Consider the following 17,674-nt stretch of genomic DNA (forward strand, 5'->3'; position numbering starts at 1 on the left):
GGCTAAATCATGAATGTTTCTCTGCAGGAGATTGCCCGCCTTGTGGACGGTGTGGTGGTGGGTGATGAAAGCGTTTTAGTGTGTGGTCTTGCGCCAATTGACGATGTGAGTGCAGGCTCGCTGGTGTTTGCGGACGGTGCGCAGAATCTTGAGCGCGCAGAAGCTTCGGCGGCGGGTGCGATTCTTGCGGGCGAGCAGGTTGAAGCGTCTTCAAAACCGCTCGTGCGGGTTAAGCATCCTTTTGCCGCATTTATCCGACTCATGGAGCATTTTTTCCCGGAACCGACGCCTGCTCCCGGCGTGCATCCATCGGCATTTGTGGCCCCTGATGTCACCCTGGGGGCGCGTGTCAGCATTGGTCCTTTTGTTTCGGTAGGTTCTGGCAGTGTGATTGGGGACGACTGTATACTGCTCTCGCATGTCAGTGTGGGCAATGATGTGACCCTTGGTGCCGGCACGCGTCTCTATCCGCATGTCACTGTTTATGACAAAACCCGCATCGGTGCGCGTGTTCGCGTGCATGCTGGCAGTGTCATCGGTTCAGACGGTTTTGGATACACCTTTATCAACGGCCAGCATCAGAAGGTGCCGCATATCGGTAACGTTGTCATCGACGATGATGTGGAAATCGGGGCAAATACGGTCATTGACCGCGCCACCATGGGTGCCACACATATTGGGGAAGGGACCAAAATCGATAACCTTGTGCAGGTGGCGCATTCCGTGCGTCTCGGCCGACACAATATTCTCTGTGCCTTCACAGGCGTTGCCGGCAGTACGGTCAGTGGCGATCGCGTAGTATTTGCCGCTAACGTGGGCGTCAGCGACCATGTGCGCATTGACGATGATGTTGTGCTTGGCGCGCGAGCCGGCGTACCGCCTAAAAAGCACCTGAAGCAGGGTAATGTGTATCTTGGAAGTCCCGCGCGTCCGCGCGACAAAGCCATTGAGCAGGAACTCTCTGTCACCCGAATCCCCATCATGCGCAAAAATCTGCGTGCACTGAGTGAGCGCGTTGATGCATTGCGTGCCCGTGTTGAGAGGGATGGAGACGCCAGTCAATGACAGCTCCCCTTGTGCTGGTTGATGGCTCCTCGTGGCTGTATCGCGCTTTTCACGCTCTGCCTCCGCTGACAAATTCCAAAGGACAGGCAACCGGTGCAGTCTATGGGGTTGCCAACATGGTGCGCCGCCTGCTGCGCGATTATGCGCCAGAGCACATTGCCATCGTGTTTGACGCCAAAGGCAAAACGTTCAGGGATGAGTGGTACCCGGCCTACAAGGCGAACCGTCCGCCAATGCCGCAGGACCTGGCGCAACAAATACCCATACTGCATGATTTACTGCGCGCAATGGGGTTGCCCCTGCTTATCATTGACGGGGTTGAAGCCGATGATGTTATCGGTACCCTCGCTCGTGCGGCCTGCGCCCGTGGGCAGAGGGTCATTATTTCTACGGGTGATAAGGACATGGCGCAGCTGGTCAGCCCGAACGTGACCCTTGTTAACACCATGAATGGTGAAACACTGGATGTTAACGGCGTGAGCGCTAAATTTGGCGTGCCGCCCGAGCGTATTGTGGATTACCTCACACTTGTGGGAGATACGTCTGATAACGTGCCGGGCATCAGCGGTTGTGGTCCAAAGACCGCCGTCAAATGGCTCACGCAGTATGGAACGCTCGATAATCTGCTGGCGCATGCCGCGGATGTGGGCGGAAAAATTGGCGAATCCCTGCGCGCCGGTATGGCGCATCTGCCGCTTTCGCGCCGGCTTGTGACCATTCGTGATGATGTTCCGCTGCCCTCCTGTCCGCTGACACCGGCGCCTGAAGATAAGGCCACACTGCTTGAAATCGTGCGCGCGTGTGAATTTCGCAGCTGGATAAAAGAACTGCTTGCTGATGCGCCCTCAGAACCTGCGGAGGCGACCGTGCATGCCGAGCCTCAAAAAGAGCCGCAGATGCAGGTCGAAATTATCACCACCTGGGCGGCACTTGAGGCCTGGATTGCACGCATTCGAGCTGCGGGAAAAATGTGTGTGGACACAGAAACCACAAGCCTTGACAGCCTGCGTGCCCGTATTGTGGGAGTGGCGCTGGCACTTAAACCGCATGAAGGCGCGTATATTCCCCTCATGCATACAGACGGGTCGCCACAGCTTGACCTGGACCGGGTGCTTGCCGCTTTGAAGCCGCTGCTCGAGGACCCTGAAATCCAGAAGATTGGGCAGAATCTTAAATATGACTGGAACGTGTTTAAAAACCACGGTATTACCCTGCAGGGCATCACCTTTGATACCATGCTGGAATCGTATGTGTTGAACAGTCAGGGAGCGCGCCATGATATGGATTCGCTGGCGCTTAAGTACCTTGGGCACAAGACTATCACGTATGAAGAAGTTGCCGGCAAGGGTGCAAAACAAGTGGGGTTTGACGCGGTAGCGGTCTCAACCGCTGCCGCCTATGCCGCTGAAGATGCGGAAGTGACCCTGCGGCTGCATGAAACCCTCTATCCCAAAATGGACGCGCGCCTGAAGCAGGTGTTTCACGAGATTGAAATGCCGCTCGTCAGGGTGCTTGCCGGCATGGAGCGCACTGGCGTACAGATTGATGAGGGTGTGCTCATGGAGCACGGTACCCGTTTACGGGCGCGTATCGCGGCCCTGGAAGAGGAGGCCTGTCTGCTGGCAGGCAGGCCCTTTAACCTGAGCTCACCGGCACAGCTGCAGGCGATTCTTTTTGGTGAGCAGGGGTTGCCGGTGATGGCGAAAACGCCTGGCGGACAACCCTCGACGGCAGAAGCGGTTTTGCAGGAACTGGCCTTTACCTACCGCCTGCCGGCCGTGATTCTTGAGTACCGCAGCCTCAGCAAACTGGTATCAACTTATATTGAGGCGCTTCCGCGCGCAGTCAATCCTGAAACCGGTCGGGTACACACGTCCTATAACCAGGCCGTGGCCGCGACCGGGCGCCTGTCGTCCAGTGAGCCAAATTTGCAGAACATCCCCGTGAGAACGGAAGAAGGGCGCCTTATTCGCCGTGCGTTTATTGCACCTCAGGGCCATGTTTTGATGAGTGCGGATTATTCTCAGATTGAGCTGCGTATCATGGCGCACCTTTCTGAAGACCCGGGTCTTTTACGCGCTTTTGCTAACGATCTGGATATTCATGTGGCCACGGCGAGTGAAGTATTCGGCGTGCCGTTTGCCGAAGTGAGCCGCGAGCAGCGACGTCGCGCCAAGGCCGTCAATTTTGGACTCATCTACGGCATGTCCGCTTTTGGACTGGCGCGCCAGCTTGGCATCGAGCGTAACGAGGCCCAGATGTACATGACGCGCTATTTTGAGCGCTACCCGGGCGTGCAGGCGTTTATGGAGCGTACACGGGCTTTGGCGCACCGTTTAGGCTATGTCGAAACGCTTTTTGGTCGCCGCCTGTATCTCCCGGAAATCAATGCGCAAAACCAGATGCGAAAGCGTGCCGCCGAGCGTGCTGCCGTTAATGCACCCATGCAGGGAACGGCGGCTGACATCATTAAGCGAGCAATGCATGCGCTCTGGTGTCAACTTGAAAATCAGTCAGAACCGGTTGCCAAAATGATAATGCAGGTGCATGATGAACTGATACTTGAAGTGCCAGAAGCCCATGTTTCCACGGTTCGGGAGGTGCTTACCGGCGCCATGGAAAATGCCGCCACTCTCCTTGTACCGCTGCGTGTATCGGTGGGTGTTGGAAAAAACTGGGATGAAGCACACTAGGGCGTGTCCCCGTCATGGAATAAGCACGCGCAGGGAGTAAGGTGATGCGAAAGGATGTCGCACCAGCGTTGTCAGGAGGCTGGACGAGGGTATGCCTGTCAGCCGCACGGGTGCTACTCGTGTCAGACGATGCTGCCTTTGCGGCCGCACTTGCGGCAGAACTTAAATCACTGCCCCATATGCGCATCAGCCTGATACGGGTGAGTGATGCACACGAAGCGCTCACGGAAATGCTGAGTCGTCAGTATCATTTGTGTTTTCTGGCGCCGGTGACTGCTCAAACGACCGGAGTTTCGCTCGTTGAGGCGGCCTTAAAAAAAGGCTGTACAATGCCGGTGGTGTTGCTCGCATCAGAAGACACCCTCTCTGAAAAAGAGCGTATGCTTGCCGACCACCTGATGGCCTGTGTGCCCGCAACCTCCATCAACGCGCATCTCACAGAACATTTTTTACGTCATGCACATACTGTTAGGGCGTTGCAGCAGCAGGTGGATGCCCTCGAGGCCGAATTGAGAGTGCACGCTGAAATCGATACGCTCACCGGTGTCGGCAGTCGAAAACTCTTTGAAAAAGCATTACCCATGGCGCTTGAACGGTGCCAGCGTGCCGAGCAATCTCTGGCACTTCTACACATTGACCTTGACCAGTTTCGCCGTATAAACGGTATGCTCGGGCACGGTGTGGGTGACAGGGTGTTGCAGCAGGCAGGTACCCGCATTCGTTCAGTGCTGCGTCGAGTGGACAGCGTTTTTCGTTTTGGGGGAGATGAGTTTGTAGTCCTTTGCGAGGGCAATCTTAACGCACAAAACCTTGGAGGCATTGCCGGGAAAATCATTGATACCCTGGCGACTCCCTGTTTTATCGATGATATGCCCTGTCAGATTTCGGCGAGCGTAGGTATTGCACTGGCCGAAGCTCCTATTACCTGCAGCATGGACGATTTATTACGGGAAGCCGACATTGCGATGTATCGCGCGAAACGTCACGGGCGGAATAATTATCAGTTCTATGATGCGGGGTTTCTCGAAGAATTTCTCATTTACTCACAAATGACCACAGCACTCCAGTTTGCCATTGCGCATAACGAGCTGTCGCTTTGCTACCAGCCGCTCATTGAGATGAAAAATAGCTCTACTATCGGCGTTGAGGCGCTGCTGCGCTGGAATCATCCTACCCTTGGAGCGGTCAGTCCCGCGGAATTTATACCGGTTGCTGAAAAAACCGGGCTCATCATTCCGATTGGCGAGTGGGTGCTGCGTGAGGCGTGCATGCAGAAGCGGCGCTGGGAATTTGCCGGATTCCCCCGTCTGCGCGTGGCGGTCAACGTGTCCATTCACCAGCTGCAGCATGCGGGATTTGTGGAGTGCGTTGAGCGGATTTTGCATGAAACGGATGTCGATGCGACAGGAATTGAGCTTGAGGTTGCCGAAAACGTGCTGTCTTCTGACCGTGAAACCTGTGTGAAAACCATGAACCGCCTGCGTGCACTCGGGGTGCATCTGGTCATAGATGATTTCGGTACCGGTTATTCCAATCTTGGCTATCTGCGCGATTTTCCTTTTGAAAAGATAAAGATAGATAAAATTTTTATTGATGAAATTGTGAGTGGCAACCGGGAACAGTGCATTGTAGAAGCCATCATTGCCATGGCAAAAAGGCTTGGGCTTGAGGTGGTGGCAGAGGGCGTGGAGACAGAAGTACAGGTTCAATACCTGCGCCGTCACCATGGAACGCAGATTCAGGGATACTATTACAGCAAGCCACTTTCGGCAAAAGATTGCACGGATTATCTGTCCAGGTTATAATCGATTCACTTGTGGCATAACGTAATGGCCGGACTGAGCCGGTGTTCCCCGTGAAAATCCCTCCTTTTGAATTTCAGAGCGAAGAATTTGACACTGTGTACGCCAAACGCCCAATCCAGTTGCTGCGTTCCGCAAGGGTGTGTTTAATTTAATTTGGAAAACAAAATGTCTGTCAAAGAAACTGGTACCGTAAAGTGGTTTAACGATGATAAAGGGTACGGCTTCATCAGCCGTGATGAAGGTGAAGATGTATTCGTACATTTTCGTTCAATCGTAAGCGGTGCTGGTCGCAAAACGCTGCACGAAGGGCAACGCGTACAATTCGTGGTAACGAAAGGTCCTAAAGGCCTGCAGGCGGAAGACGTCACTTCCCTGTAACCCCTCCGCTATACTCTTCGTCTCTCTCCCTCCCAAAGGTTTCCTGCGGGAGGGAGAGAGAGACTTTCCCCCCCTAAAAATCCGTTACATGCCACCGACAGTGGATTTTTCATGAAGCTACTGTATTGAGCCAAAAATAAGACGGTTGTTATTTTTAAATAACACATTGTATTTAATGGAATTTCGGTAGGCTGGGTTGAGCGAAGCGAAGCCCGGCATCGGGTATCGCTGTTGGCCGGATGTTTTATTAAACGTCCCTGCCTGAGCTTATCAGGCCAACAGGTACGGCACTGGTGCTCGCCATACGCTTCTGTACCCGTTATACTGGCGACCTGCAAATGGAATGATGAATCCAACCCCATGCGCCACCGAAGAGTCTGGGTGCCTAATGCCACCTGTTTTTTTACAATGAATCTTCAAGACAGAAAGAGCGACGCTCTTACTCGCCATATTCATGCTTTGCGCCTTGCTTTTAGAACCGTTAAAGTCCGTCATCCATTTCGTTTAAACGCGATCGTTGTCATGCCTGAGCATTGCCATTTTATTATGACACTCCAGGAAAATGACTTGAATTTTTCCATGCGCATCGCGCTTATCAAGGCAACGTTTTCAAGGCAACTGACTGTTTCTGAAAATATATCTTTTTCGCGGCGTCACAGGCGTGAACGGGGTATATGGCAGCGCCGATTTTGGGATCATGTTATCAGGGATGAGCAGGATTACATGCATCATGTTCATTACATACATTTCAACCCGGTCAAACACGGTTATGTGCAAAATCCGCATGATTGGCCCTATTCAAGTATTCACCGTTTTATCACAGATGGCGCGCTTCCCGCCAATTGGGCGTGTGATGGAGATTTTGGTAACGCCACGTTTGGAGAGTGAGGGGGTTATGCCTGGCGCTGATAAGCGCGGGATGGGATGCGCGAAAAAAACATCCGGCCTTTGGGGATACCCGATGCCGGGCTTCGCTACGCTCAACCCAGCCTACCGCACAATGGTAAATAATTAGCCGTAGCCTGCGCTGATAAGCGCGGGATGGGATGCGCAATAAAACACCCGGCCTTTGGGGATACCCGATGCCGGGCTTCGCTACGCTCAGTCCAGCATAACAGCATGTTTTTATTGGTTTTTGGCTTCAATGGCTTTCACGGGGCGCTTCCATCCGCACACGGTTTTTTGACGGGATTCTGTGAGGGTCAGCTCATCGGCCGGGGCATCTTTACGCAATGTTGTGCCCGCACCAATGGTGGCGTGCGCGCCTACTGTGACGGGAGCCACGAGCTGAGTGTCGGAGCCGATGAACGCTCCATCGCCAATAATCGTCTGATGTTTGTTAACGCCATCATAATTGCAGGTAATGGTACCTGCACCAATATTAACTTTTTTACCAATAGTGGCGTCACCGATATAGCTCAGGTGACTGGCCTTGCTGTGCTCAGCCATTTGAATATTTTTCGTTTCCACAAAGTTGCCGATTTTGCAGTGCGCTTCAAGGCGCGTGCCCGGGCGAAGGCGCGCAAAAGGGCCGATTGCGCAGTGCTCGCCGAGGACCGTATCTTCAAGTACGCTGTTGGCATGCACTTCGGTAAATGCGCCGATGGTGACATTGTGCAGCGTGCAGTTAGGGCCAATACGACACCCCTCGCCGATGCTGTTGTTGCCGGTAAATACCACGTTAACATCAATAAACACATCCCGCCCGCATGTGAGTGTGCCGCGCACATCCAGCCGACTGGCATCGGCAAGGGATACGCCATTGTGCAGGAGCTGCTCGGCCATGTGGCGCTGCCACGCGCGCTCAAGGCGCTCAAGCTGCAGCCGTGAATTAACGCCCTCGACTTCCATGGGATTGAGGGCTTCCTGGGTACACACCGGAATGCCTTCCGCGAGCGCTTTGGTGAGAATTTCTGTCAGGTAATATTCGCCTTGGGCATTGTCGCAACTGAGGCGTGGCAGCCAGCGGTGCAGGTGTCTGGCACTCACGCAGCAGATGCCTGAGTAGATTTCACGAATGCCACGCTGTTCAGGCGTTGCATCTTTTTCCTCGACAATCGCAAGAATATTGCCAAGTGCATCGCGCACCATGCGCCCTAAACCCGTGGGGTCTTTGGGGCGGGCAACGAGCAGTGCGAGCGGCTCGGTGCTGATGCTTGCCGAGTTCACAAGGTCCTTAAGGGTTTCCGTGCGAATAAGCGGCACGTCACCTGAAAGAATAAGCACCTGCGCGTCCGGGGATACAAAAGGCAATGCCTGAAGCATCGCGTGTCCCGTGCCAAGCTGTGCCGCCTGATGCACCCATTGCACGGGAAGGTCGGCAAGGGCTGCGCGGATGGTGTCGCCGCCGTGCCCGGTTATTACGTGAATGGCCGAAGGATTCAGCGCCTGTGCCGTCGTAATCACACGCTTTAACATCGGCGTACCGGCAATCGGGTGCAGCACTTTAGGCAGATTTGAGTGCATGCGCTTGCCCTGGCCTGCGGCTAAAACTACAATTTCCAAAGATTTCATGCGTCAGTTCCTTCGATGAGTCGAATGTTTGCACACAGTGCTTTTGGCATTGCGAATCAGACTAAAGCTGATATCATAAAAAAATTGCAACAAAAGGAGTAGTGCAATGAGTAGCTCTAAGGATAATACCACCCTGTTCCTTGAACTTGCCAAGGCTTTTCTTCCAACACAGTTTTTGGCGGCAAAAGAGAGCGCCAACGGCCGGGATACCAGCTGGTCAGGGTGGATTGGTGGAAAGTTAGGCGTCAGAGACATCGAGTTATCCAAGTCAAAGCAGACCTTGCTTGAAGAATTTGCCGCGAAGTTTCACCGAATTACTTTTTCATCGTCAGTCGTTTTTGTCAGTGAATACCCGCCCCGCCCTTTGGAGCTGATTAAAAATGGAGACGTCCACGTATACGTCAACCGGGAGCGTGTCCTCGAGTGCACTTTGCGTGCCCCATGGGGGGAGGTGGTGACAGAAGTGTTACAGGAGTTTAAGACGCCTGCTCAGATTGACCGTCGTTTTATTGAAACGCACCATTACAGTATTAAAACCGCTCTGATTAACAAAGGTCTCATTCTCGAGGTAAATGAGGCACTTGCTGATTCCTGTGCTAAAGCAGTGTTGCATAATCTAATACTGCGCTGCAGAACGGCACTTAGCGATGAAGCGGGGCCAATAGGGATTGGCAAAATGGGGGACGATCTTGACCAGCTAACGGCATTTGTTGAAACCCTGTATAAGAAATTTGAAAATGCACGCCTGTTAAGCGTACGTTATTATGAACAAGACGCTTTCACCCTCTTCAGGCGGCATGCAGGTGCCTATCTTCTGGACAAAGTCTGGAAGATGGAGAAAAAAACGGACTCCCCGTTGCCGAAATCCTGGGATTTGTACCGTTCCGCGGGTGTAGCAAAAGAAGCCATGCTCATTAAGGCGCTGGAGGCCTTGACAATGGCACTGGATGCGCTGCACCCGGATGACCGGGATGCACGGGAAGCTGCTGTTTGTCAGGCTATCGAAAGCATCCTGTTACAAAATTATATCATTTGCCAGCAGAACGGCCTTCAGATATACATGCCGCTGTCAGCCGTGGTGAAGCTGCCATTGGGCTTAAGTTTTAGTACTTCAGCACTGGAGCCTGGTAAGGGGGAACTGGAGCAGGTATTTGAGGCCGCCTATTTGCTCATTAATCCAGAAAAAGCAAAAGAATTTTTGGGTCAGTACATCAAGACTGTCAGAGAGGCCACAACCGGTTCATCGGTGGCCAACCCTCATTCATCACGGTTTTTTTCACCACCTGCTTCTACAGCTGCTCTGGGCTATCATCCCCAGCCGGGGTATACAGAGAGCTCCGGGTATCAAGGGCCTCGCGGCCATCTTCAGCGCAGTGAGTATTCCTCCTTTGCGGAAGCCTCAAGGTCTTCTGCATATATGCCATCGCACCTGCCGCCAGTAGGGCCTGCATATCCAGTTTTTCCTGAGCGTCCGGCCTTTCCGGGGCACGTGCCGCAACCCATGAGCCGCCCGCCGCTGCCACCAAAGCCCGCTGAATTGGCCGGCCTGCCATTATCCCCGACACCTGCTCAATACGCGTTACCGGAAGGTGTGCAGGATACGACCCCGTCAGCCGAGCCTGCTTCACCCTCGTTCAGCTAAAATGCACTCAGGGCTGAGCCTCGTGCAGGCTCAGCTCGCCGCAGAGCGACTGCTGCATCTGCGCGCGCACCCATTCAGCATCGTGATTTTTGCCAAGCAGGTGCAGAAGCTTGCAGTGGGCGGCTTCAGGGGTCATGTCATGCCCGCTGACAAGGCCTGTCGTCAGGAGCGCGTGTCCGGTGGCGTACTGGTTCATTTCTACCCGTCCCTGCAGGCACTGGGTGCAGTTGACGATAATCACGCCGCGCGCCGTGGCATCCTTGAGCAATTTCAGGAAACGCGGGTCATTGTTCTGGGCATTGCCGGCGCCATAGGTTTCAAGAATCAGCCCCTTTACCGGCTGGTGCAGAATAAAATCGAGCACATCGGTGGCAAAGCCCGGGAAGAGCCGGAAGTTCGCGATGAAATGGGATTGCAGCGGCTGCAGGTGAAAGGGTGCCGTGGGGAGGGGCAGAAGCCGCTCGTGGTTAAGTTCGATGTCAATGCCGATGCGGGCAAGTTCGGGAAAATTGGGGGAAGTGAAGGCGTTAAACCCCTGAGCGCTTGTTTTACGGGTGCGGTTGCCGCGTAAAAGTCGCTGGTTAAAGTACACGCAAACTTCGTGAAGGGGCGCGTGAGCGGCGAGCCAGAGGGACGTAATGACATTCTCCAGCGCATCGTTGCGCACTTCGGAAAGCGGGATTTGTGAGCCGGTCAGAATGACCGGTTTTGGCAGATTTTCGAGCATGAACGCGAGTGCTGAAGCCGTGTAGGCGAGCGTGTCGGTGCCATGAAATACGACAAAGCCATCATAGTCGTTGAGGTGATCGGCAATGTCTTTTGCGATACGGTTCCAGTCATTCAGCGTCATGTTGGATGAGTCCAGCAGCGGGTCGTATTCGCGGATGGTGTAACGGGGCATGTCGGCATGTGAAAGCGTTGGAATGTCTCTCAGCATCTTTGCGACATACCCGCGTACGGGCTCATACCCCATCGGGGTTTTTTTACAGCTGATGGTGCCGCCGGTATTAAGAATCAGGATGTGTTTTTTCATGGACAGTCTGTGTAAATGCGTCAATACCCTTATTATCAGGTGAGAGGCACAAAAAATCCACAATCCGTCTGATGACGAGAACACTTACGTCTTGACAGTCATGTCGGGGAGCGGTAGAAAAGAAATTAAAGCGTGCAACAGAGAGAGCGGCATGCCAGAGACTGTTGAAACATGCGAAAAGACCACGGCAGCCATTCTTGAGCCGCTGCAGCGGCGGCGGGAGCAGTGTGCGGGCGCGCAGGCGCTTGTCAGAAAGGTGATAAGCGACCACTTCATGACCTCTGAAAAACTGAAGCAGGATGGTCTTGTTGAGGCGCATATCCGGGCAGGAATGTTAACTTCGCTGGACACCAGCCTCAACCATCCCTTAATGCTCGATGCCTGTATCAAGGCCTGTTTCCCGGACCTTAGGCTTGAGGCGAGCGGCATGTATGCCTATAACGCTTCAAGGGCGTTACCTGAGGGAGCCGCACGCTGGTATGAAGAGCTGGCCATTTCCTTCAGTGTATTGCGCACCATCTTAAGCCTCGACTTACTGTGCTGCTGGTGCATGGAAGACCCTTTTCTCGATACGAGCTCTGAACGTGCCTGCTTCGAGGCCGCAGAGACGTTGTCCCAGAGATACGCTAATGCCGATGCGTCACGCCTGCCGGTATTTTTTCACGCCCTTAATGAGCAGGGATTAAAGATTGACGCATTGTTTTCGCAGACAGAGAAGGGACGGGAGCACTTCATCAGCAAACTGGCAGGGGGCACCGCTGCCGTGACCGAACTGCTGCATAAGGCATGTACGATGCTTGAGGCATCTTATCGCGCCTGCAAAAACACCTACAGGCTCTGGATGGTGTGGGATACCCCCTGGCACCGGACATTGAAGCAGCTTACTGCAGCCCTCGTTGACAACCAGTACACCTGCTCCACGCGCGAGGGAACGCTGACCATTTATCCTGCCTACCGGAAGGCGCTTCATGCAGATTTTGTTGCCTTTAACGATAAGGCGCTTCAATGCTTTCCAGAACTGCGGCGTGCATTGCTGGTTAATGCTTCACATAAGAATCAAACGCTTCGTACTTCGATTCAGGCGATGGCCTCTCAGCAACGCATCAGCCTTGAGGAACTGCCTCGATTCTTTGCTGAATATTCGCCAGACCCGCATCTCCCGGTGGCAGGATACCTGGAGTGTGCGTCAATGGCACCGGAAAGAACATCCGTCGCATCGTCTTCCTCGCCGGTTTAAGAATGTTCCACGTGAAGCATCCATTGCCAAACCCTTGTCATCTGTGAAAAAATCAAGGCATTACGGTGTTTACGTGTGTGCTTTTCATGGTGATTGACAGAGCCGGTTATCGGCTGAATGTGGGCATTGTGCTGGTCAACGCGTCTGGAAGGGTTTTCTGGGGGCGTCGTTATGGGCACGATGCATGGCAGTTTCCCCAGGGAGGGCTTGCTTCCGGAGAGACGGCACTGGAAGCGATGTATCGCGAACTCTATGAGGAAGTCGGCCTTTTACGCGAAGATGTCGAGGTTTTGGGCGCAACACGCCGATGGTTGAAATACCGTCTGCCCAAACAGTATCTGCGCCACGGCAGTGAACCGCTGGTTATCGGCCAGAAGCAGAAATGGTTTCTGCTGCGCCTTGTCGTACCTGAGCAGAAAATTCGTCTGGATTTGGGAGATGCACAGGAATTTGACAGCTGGCGCTGGATTGATTACAACACTCCCCAGGAGCAGGTGATTTTTTTCAAGCGTCAGGTGTATGTGCAGGCGCTGAAAGAGCTGGAGCATTTGCTGAAAAAACGCAGTGTGCCTGCGGGTGCGCGCCGAAAACGAGGTCAACAAAGTCGATAGATGTTAAAGATTCTCAAACGCATAGTACAGGATGTTACGGCAGCAGGCGCGCTTGATGAGGCGCTTTCGGTGTTGGTTGCGCGTGTTCACAAGGCCATTGGAGCCGAGGCGGTTTCTGTTTTTCTGATAGACAGCAAGCACGCAGAATTCGTGTTAATGGCGACTGAGGGCTTAAACCGTGGCGCTGAGAAGCGGGTGCGGGTACCGCTTGATTTCGGTTTGATTGGGCAGGTAGGGCGCCGGGAAGAACCGCTCAACATTGATGATGCGCCCTCGCACCCCGATTATTATCGCAATGCGCTGCTGCAGGAAGAGCATTTGAGTGCGTTTCTTGGCGTTCCCATCATTCACCACCGTAAACTCTACGGCGTGCTCACAGTGCAGCAGGCGGAGAGGCGGTATTTTGATGATGCTGAAGAAGCCTTCCTGATTACCCTGGCCGCGCAGATTGGTGGCGTGATAGCGCATGCTGAAGCCACCGGCGAGCTGGCGCTCCTCACCCTTCCGGCGATGGCGAAGGCGGCCCTCACGGAAAACGTGTACGAACCCCTGACCGGCACCGGCGCGCTTCCAGGCATTGGCATGGGAACCGCGGTGGTTGTGTATCCACCGGCTGACATTGACGCGGTATTGCGCACGCTCACGGACGATATCGAGCACGAGGTGTTCCTTTTTCACGAGGCGCTCCAGAGTGCACGCGAGGACATTCACCGCCTTGGCCGTCGGCTTAAGGCCTCAGTCGCCGAAGAAGACCACGCGCTTTTTGAGGTCTATCTGCGCATTCTCGATCGCGACAGTCTCGGGGCCGAGGTAGAGGCGCAGATTCGTACCGAGCAGCTCTCGGCACAGGCGGCGCTCGCCGCCGTTATCAAGAAACATGTGCAGCATTTTGAAAATGTTGAGGATGATTATCTGCGTGAGCGCGCAAGCGATGTGCGCGATCTTGGCCGCCGTGTGCTGGCAGAACTGCAGCTTTCGGCGCGCGAAGAAATTGACTACCCGCGCCGCACCGTGCTGATTGGGGAAGAAATTACACCAGCCGCTCTTGCTGAAGTGCCGGAAGGCCAGCTTGTGGGGGTGGTGTCGGTTCGTGGCTCCAACAATTCTCACACGGCGATTCTTGCCCGCGCACTGGGCGTACCAGTCGTGATGGGGGTACGTGGCTGTCGCTTTGAGAATCTCTCGAGGCGCGCGGTTATTGTCGATGGCTTTGCGGCAAAGGTTTATATTTCGCCCTCTAAAGCACTGGTGGCGCAATACCGTCAGCTCGCTGAGGAAGAGCGGCTTTTAAACCAGAGCCTTGTCGCACTCCGTGATAAGCCTGCAGAAACGCTCGATGCACACCGCATTTCACTGCAGGTCAACACGGGCCTTGAGATGGACGCGGGCTTGTCGATGAGTGTAGGTGCTGAAGGTGTGGGACTGTATCGCTCAGAAGTGCCCTTTATGAGCCGTGACCGCTTTCCCTCTGAAGACGAGCAGCGCATCATCTATCGCCAGACCCTGAAGGCCTTTGCGCCTCGCCCGGTTACCATGCGCACGCTTGATATTGGTGGCGACAAGGTATTGCCGTATTTTCCGGTGAAGGAAGAAAACCCCTGCCTTGGCTGGCGCGGAATCCGCGTGACCCTTGACCATCCCGATATGTTCTTGATGCAGGTGCGCGCCATGATGCGTGCGAGTGAAGAGCTTGATAACCTGCGCATCATGCTGCCGATGGTGACCGCCCTCAGCGAGGTCGATGAAGCGGTGGCACTGGTACACCAGGCCTATGAAGAGCTGCTCGAAGAAGGGTTTGCCATCCAGAAGCCGCGCCTTGGGGTGATGGTGGAAGTCCCGGCGGCGGCATGGCTGGCGCGTGAACTTGCAAAGCGCGTTGATTTTCTTTCCGTAGGCACGAATGACCTGACCCAGTACCTGCTGGCAGTCGACCGTAATAATTCACGCGTTGCCGGCCTTTACGATTCACTGCATCCGGCGATGCTAAGAACGCTTGCCAAGGTGGTAGAGGGGGCGCAGGCCGCGGGCGTGCCGGTGAGCGTGTGCGGTGAAATGGCGAGTGAGCCGCTTGCGGTGGTGCTGCTGCTCGCCATGGGGTTTGACACACTCAGCATGAATTCTGCGAGCCTGCCACGGGTAAAGTGGCTCGTGCGCCAGATTTCCATGAGTACGGCGCGCCGCCTGCTGGCGGAAGTGCTGGAACTGCATCACCCTGCTGAAATTCGTGCGCATCTTCATGCTGTGCTGGTGAAAGAAGGCCTCTCAGGCCTCCTGCGCGCCGGTGGCATGTAGCATGTCCCAGGATGCATTGATGCTCGTGGCGTTTCTCCTGAGTGGCGCCTTTGCCGGTACAATGTCCGGTATGCTGGGGATTGGGGGCGGCATTGTTGTGGTGCCGGCACTCTTCTGGATTTTTGAACGCAGCGCACTGGTGCCCGCCGATATTCTCATGCACATGAGTGCCGGCACTTCACTCACGGCCATGCTCTTTACCGCGCTCTCATCCGTATTTGCGCATGCCCGTCGCGGCGACATTCGCATGGATATCTATCGCCGTCTGGCGCCTGGCATTGCCATTGGCACCGTTAGTGGCGCCATTTTTGCCGATATTCTTCCAACGCGCGGCCTTGAAATTCTTTTTGGACTGTTTTTGCTGTTTATTGCCGCACATATGCTATGGCATGTGCGCACCGAGCATGCGCCACACACACCCTCAAGATTACAAAACCTCTGCGTCAGTTTGCTTATCGGCCTGAAGTCCGGTTTGCTCGGTATTGGCGGGGGCGCGCTAATTGTGCCGTATCTCTCCTGGTGTGGCGTGTCAATGCGTGCGCTGGTGCCGGTATCTGCACTCTGTACCTTTACGGTGGCGATAATTGGCAGCCTGAGCTTCATGCTGACAGGGCGTCTTGAGCCTCTTATACCGCCTCTGGCCACAGGCTTTGTCTATTGGCCCGCCGTTTTTAGTGTAGGTCTTGCCAGTGCATTGTTCGCGCCGCTCGGCGCGCACTGGGCGTGGCGGGTGCCGGAGCGTCCCCTGCGTGTGGGATTTGTGGTATTGTTGATACTCACCGCCCTTGGCATGCTTCTTTGAGAGGCTTTTATGATTGCATACCCTCATCTTTCACCAGTCGCGTTTTCGCTTGGCCCCATTCAGGTACACTGGTACGGACTGATGTACCTTGTGGGTTTTGTGCTGGCCTGGCTGCTGGCGCGCTGGCGCGCTCGCCATTATCAGCTTGATTTTTCTCCGACAGCCATTGACGATATCATCTTCTATGCGGCGATGGGCGTTATCATCGGCGGGCGCCTCGGATACATGATTTTCTATAATGCCTCGCAATGGCTTTCGCATCCGCTGTCGATTTTCAAGCTGTGGGAAGGTGGGATGTCGTTTCATGGCGGGTTGCTGGGCGTGATAGCCGGCGTGTGGCTCGTTGGGCGGCGCATTGGCAAATCCTTTCTTGAAATTGGCGATTTTATTGCCCCCCTTGTTCCACTTGGACTTGCGGCCGGGCGGCTTGGGAATTTTATTAACGGTGAGCTCTGGGGGCGGCCTGCTGACGTCCCGTGGGCGATGATTTTTCCGCACGCGGACAACCTGCCGCGTCACCCCTCTCAGCTCTATGAAATGGGGCTTGAGGGCATCGCGCTGTTTGTGCTGGTCTGGGTGTATGCATCTCGAAAGCGTGCCACAGGCGCTGTAAGCGGCGTGTTTCTGATGGGCTATGCCGTGAGCCGCATGCTGGCCGAGTGTTTTCGAGAGCCGGATGTGCAGCTTGGTTTTCTGGCCTTTGACTGGCTGACGATGGGGCAGCTTCTCTCGATTCCCATGCTGCTCGCAGGCTTTCTTTTATGGTGGAAGAAACGATGAGACAATACCTCGATTTACTGACGCACATCCTTGAAAATGGTGTCGAAAAATCCGACCGCACCGGTACCGGCACGCTGTCGGTGTTTGCGTATTCCATGCGCTTTGACCTCGCAAAGGGCTTTCCGCTCGTTACCACCAAGAAACTCCATACGCGCAGCATTGTCCATGAACTGCTCTGGTTTCTAAAGGGTGATACCAATATCCGTTATCTGAAGGAAAACGGCGTCAGCATCTGGGATGAGTGGGCGGATGCCGAGGGCAATCTTGGCCCTGTTTACGGGCGTCAATGGCGCAGCTGGCCGCTGCCCAATGGCGAGAGTGTTGACCAGATTGCGGCAGTGGTCGAGCAGATTCGCAACAACCCCGATTCGCGACGGCTCATTGTGAGCGCCTGGAATGTCGCGGAACTGCCGAAAATGGCGCTGGTTCCCTGTCATGCGCTGTTTCAGTTTTATGTGGCGCGCGGCAGGCTTTCCTGTCAGTTGTACCAGCGTTCTGCCGATGTGTTTCTGGGCGTGCCTTTTAACATCGCCTCCTATGCGCTCTTGACCCACCTTGTGGCCGCACAGTGCGGGCTTGATGTAGGCGAGTTTGTCTGGACGGGGGGGGATTGTCACCTGTATCTCAATCACCTCGAGCAGGCGCGCACGCAGCTTCAACGCGAGCCGCTGCCCCTGCCGACATTGAAGCTTTTGCGAAAGCCAGACAGCCTCTTTGACTACCGCTTTGAAGACATCGTGTTTGAGGGCTATCAGTCGCATGCGGCCATTCGTGCGCCAGTGGCGGTTTAAGGCGTGTAACTGATGCGCCAGTGCATGCTTT

14 protein-coding genes are annotated in these 17,674 nt (G+C 54.6%); 12 read left to right on the top strand and 2 right to left on the bottom strand.

What is annotated here, in order from left to right; translation table 11 throughout:
• Positions 1 to 9 precede the first annotated feature (9 nt).
• From lpxD to E4T54_RS06330, 5 genes are all read left to right on the top strand, one after another.
• Positions 10 to 1,065 (top strand): UDP-3-O-(3-hydroxymyristoyl)glucosamine N-acyltransferase, encoded by a 1,056-nt coding sequence (gene lpxD / locus E4T54_RS06310; RefSeq protein ID WP_028385582.1) that lies wholly within the window; start codon positions 10 to 12, stop codon positions 1,063 to 1,065.
• Positions 1,062 to 3,758: a DNA polymerase I gene (polA, locus tag E4T54_RS06315; protein WP_028385583.1), complete on the top strand. Its 2,697-nt coding sequence runs from the start codon at positions 1,062 to 1,064 to the stop codon at positions 3,756 to 3,758. Before lpxD ends, polA begins: the two co-directional genes overlap by 4 nt.
• A gap of 44 nt (positions 3,759 to 3,802) precedes the next feature.
• The gene (locus E4T54_RS06320; protein WP_058387121.1) at positions 3,803 to 5,563 is read left to right on the top strand and encodes a putative bifunctional diguanylate cyclase/phosphodiesterase; all 1,761 of its coding nucleotides are present in this window, start codon (positions 3,803 to 3,805) and stop codon (positions 5,561 to 5,563) included.
• A 165-nt stretch (positions 5,564 to 5,728) separates the two neighbouring features.
• Positions 5,729 to 5,941, top strand: coding sequence for a cold-shock protein (locus tag E4T54_RS06325; protein ID WP_028385584.1), 213 nt, complete (start codon positions 5,729 to 5,731; stop codon positions 5,939 to 5,941).
• A 360-nt stretch (positions 5,942 to 6,301) separates the two neighbouring features.
• Positions 6,302 to 6,829, top strand: a complete 528-nt coding sequence (locus E4T54_RS06330; RefSeq protein WP_028385585.1) for an REP-associated tyrosine transposase — start codon at positions 6,302 to 6,304, stop codon at positions 6,827 to 6,829.
• Between the two features lie 237 nt (positions 6,830 to 7,066).
• Here the strand turns inward: E4T54_RS06330 and glmU are convergent, their stop codons facing one another.
• Entirely contained in the window at positions 7,067 to 8,455 is a 1,389-nt protein-coding gene (glmU, locus tag E4T54_RS06335) for a bifunctional UDP-N-acetylglucosamine diphosphorylase/glucosamine-1-phosphate N-acetyltransferase GlmU (protein ID WP_028385586.1), read from the bottom strand.
• A gap of 106 nt (positions 8,456 to 8,561) precedes the next feature.
• Between glmU and E4T54_RS06340 the strand changes: the two genes are divergently transcribed.
• Entirely contained in the window at positions 8,562 to 10,097 is a 1,536-nt protein-coding gene (locus E4T54_RS06340; protein WP_028385587.1) for a hypothetical protein, read from the top strand.
• Between the two features lie 7 nt (positions 10,098 to 10,104).
• Here E4T54_RS06340 and ansA read toward each other — a convergent pair whose 3' ends face one another.
• The gene (gene ansA, locus E4T54_RS06345; RefSeq protein ID WP_028385588.1) at positions 10,105 to 11,130 is read right to left on the bottom strand and encodes an asparaginase; all 1,026 of its coding nucleotides are present in this window, start codon (positions 11,128 to 11,130) and stop codon (positions 10,105 to 10,107) included.
• A gap of 151 nt (positions 11,131 to 11,281) precedes the next feature.
• Here ansA and E4T54_RS06350 point away from each other — a divergent pair, with 151 nt between their 5' ends.
• The 6 genes from E4T54_RS06350 to E4T54_RS06375 all read left to right on the top strand — a co-directional run bounded on the left by E4T54_RS06350 (position 11,282) and on the right by E4T54_RS06375 (position 17,643).
• On the top strand, positions 11,282 to 12,367 hold the full coding sequence (locus tag E4T54_RS06350; protein WP_028385589.1) for a hypothetical protein: 1,086 nt from the start codon (positions 11,282 to 11,284) through the stop codon (positions 12,365 to 12,367).
• Positions 12,368 to 12,453: 86 nt separating this feature from the next.
• The gene (locus tag E4T54_RS06355) at positions 12,454 to 12,978 is read left to right on the top strand and encodes an RNA pyrophosphohydrolase (RefSeq protein WP_028385590.1); all 525 of its coding nucleotides are present in this window, start codon (positions 12,454 to 12,456) and stop codon (positions 12,976 to 12,978) included.
• Complete coding sequence (gene ptsP, locus E4T54_RS06360; RefSeq protein WP_028385591.1) at positions 12,979 to 15,270, top strand: phosphoenolpyruvate--protein phosphotransferase; 2,292 nt, start codon at positions 12,979 to 12,981, stop codon at positions 15,268 to 15,270.
• A gap of 1 nt (position 15,271) precedes the next feature.
• Entirely contained in the window at positions 15,272 to 16,072 is an 801-nt protein-coding gene (locus E4T54_RS06365; RefSeq protein WP_028385592.1) for a sulfite exporter TauE/SafE family protein, read from the top strand.
• 9 nt (positions 16,073 to 16,081) lie between these two features.
• A complete protein-coding gene (gene lgt / locus E4T54_RS06370) occupies positions 16,082 to 16,852 on the top strand; it encodes a prolipoprotein diacylglyceryl transferase (RefSeq protein ID WP_028385593.1) in 771 nt (256 codons plus the stop codon).
• Entirely contained in the window at positions 16,849 to 17,643 is a 795-nt protein-coding gene (locus tag E4T54_RS06375; protein WP_028385594.1) for a thymidylate synthase, read from the top strand. Before lgt ends, E4T54_RS06375 begins: the two co-directional genes overlap by 4 nt.
• Positions 17,644 to 17,674 lie beyond the last annotated feature (31 nt).

Source organism: Legionella geestiana (genome assembly GCF_004571195.1).
In the GTDB taxonomy this organism is placed as follows: domain Bacteria; phylum Pseudomonadota; class Gammaproteobacteria; order Legionellales; family Legionellaceae; genus Legionella_B; species Legionella_B geestiana.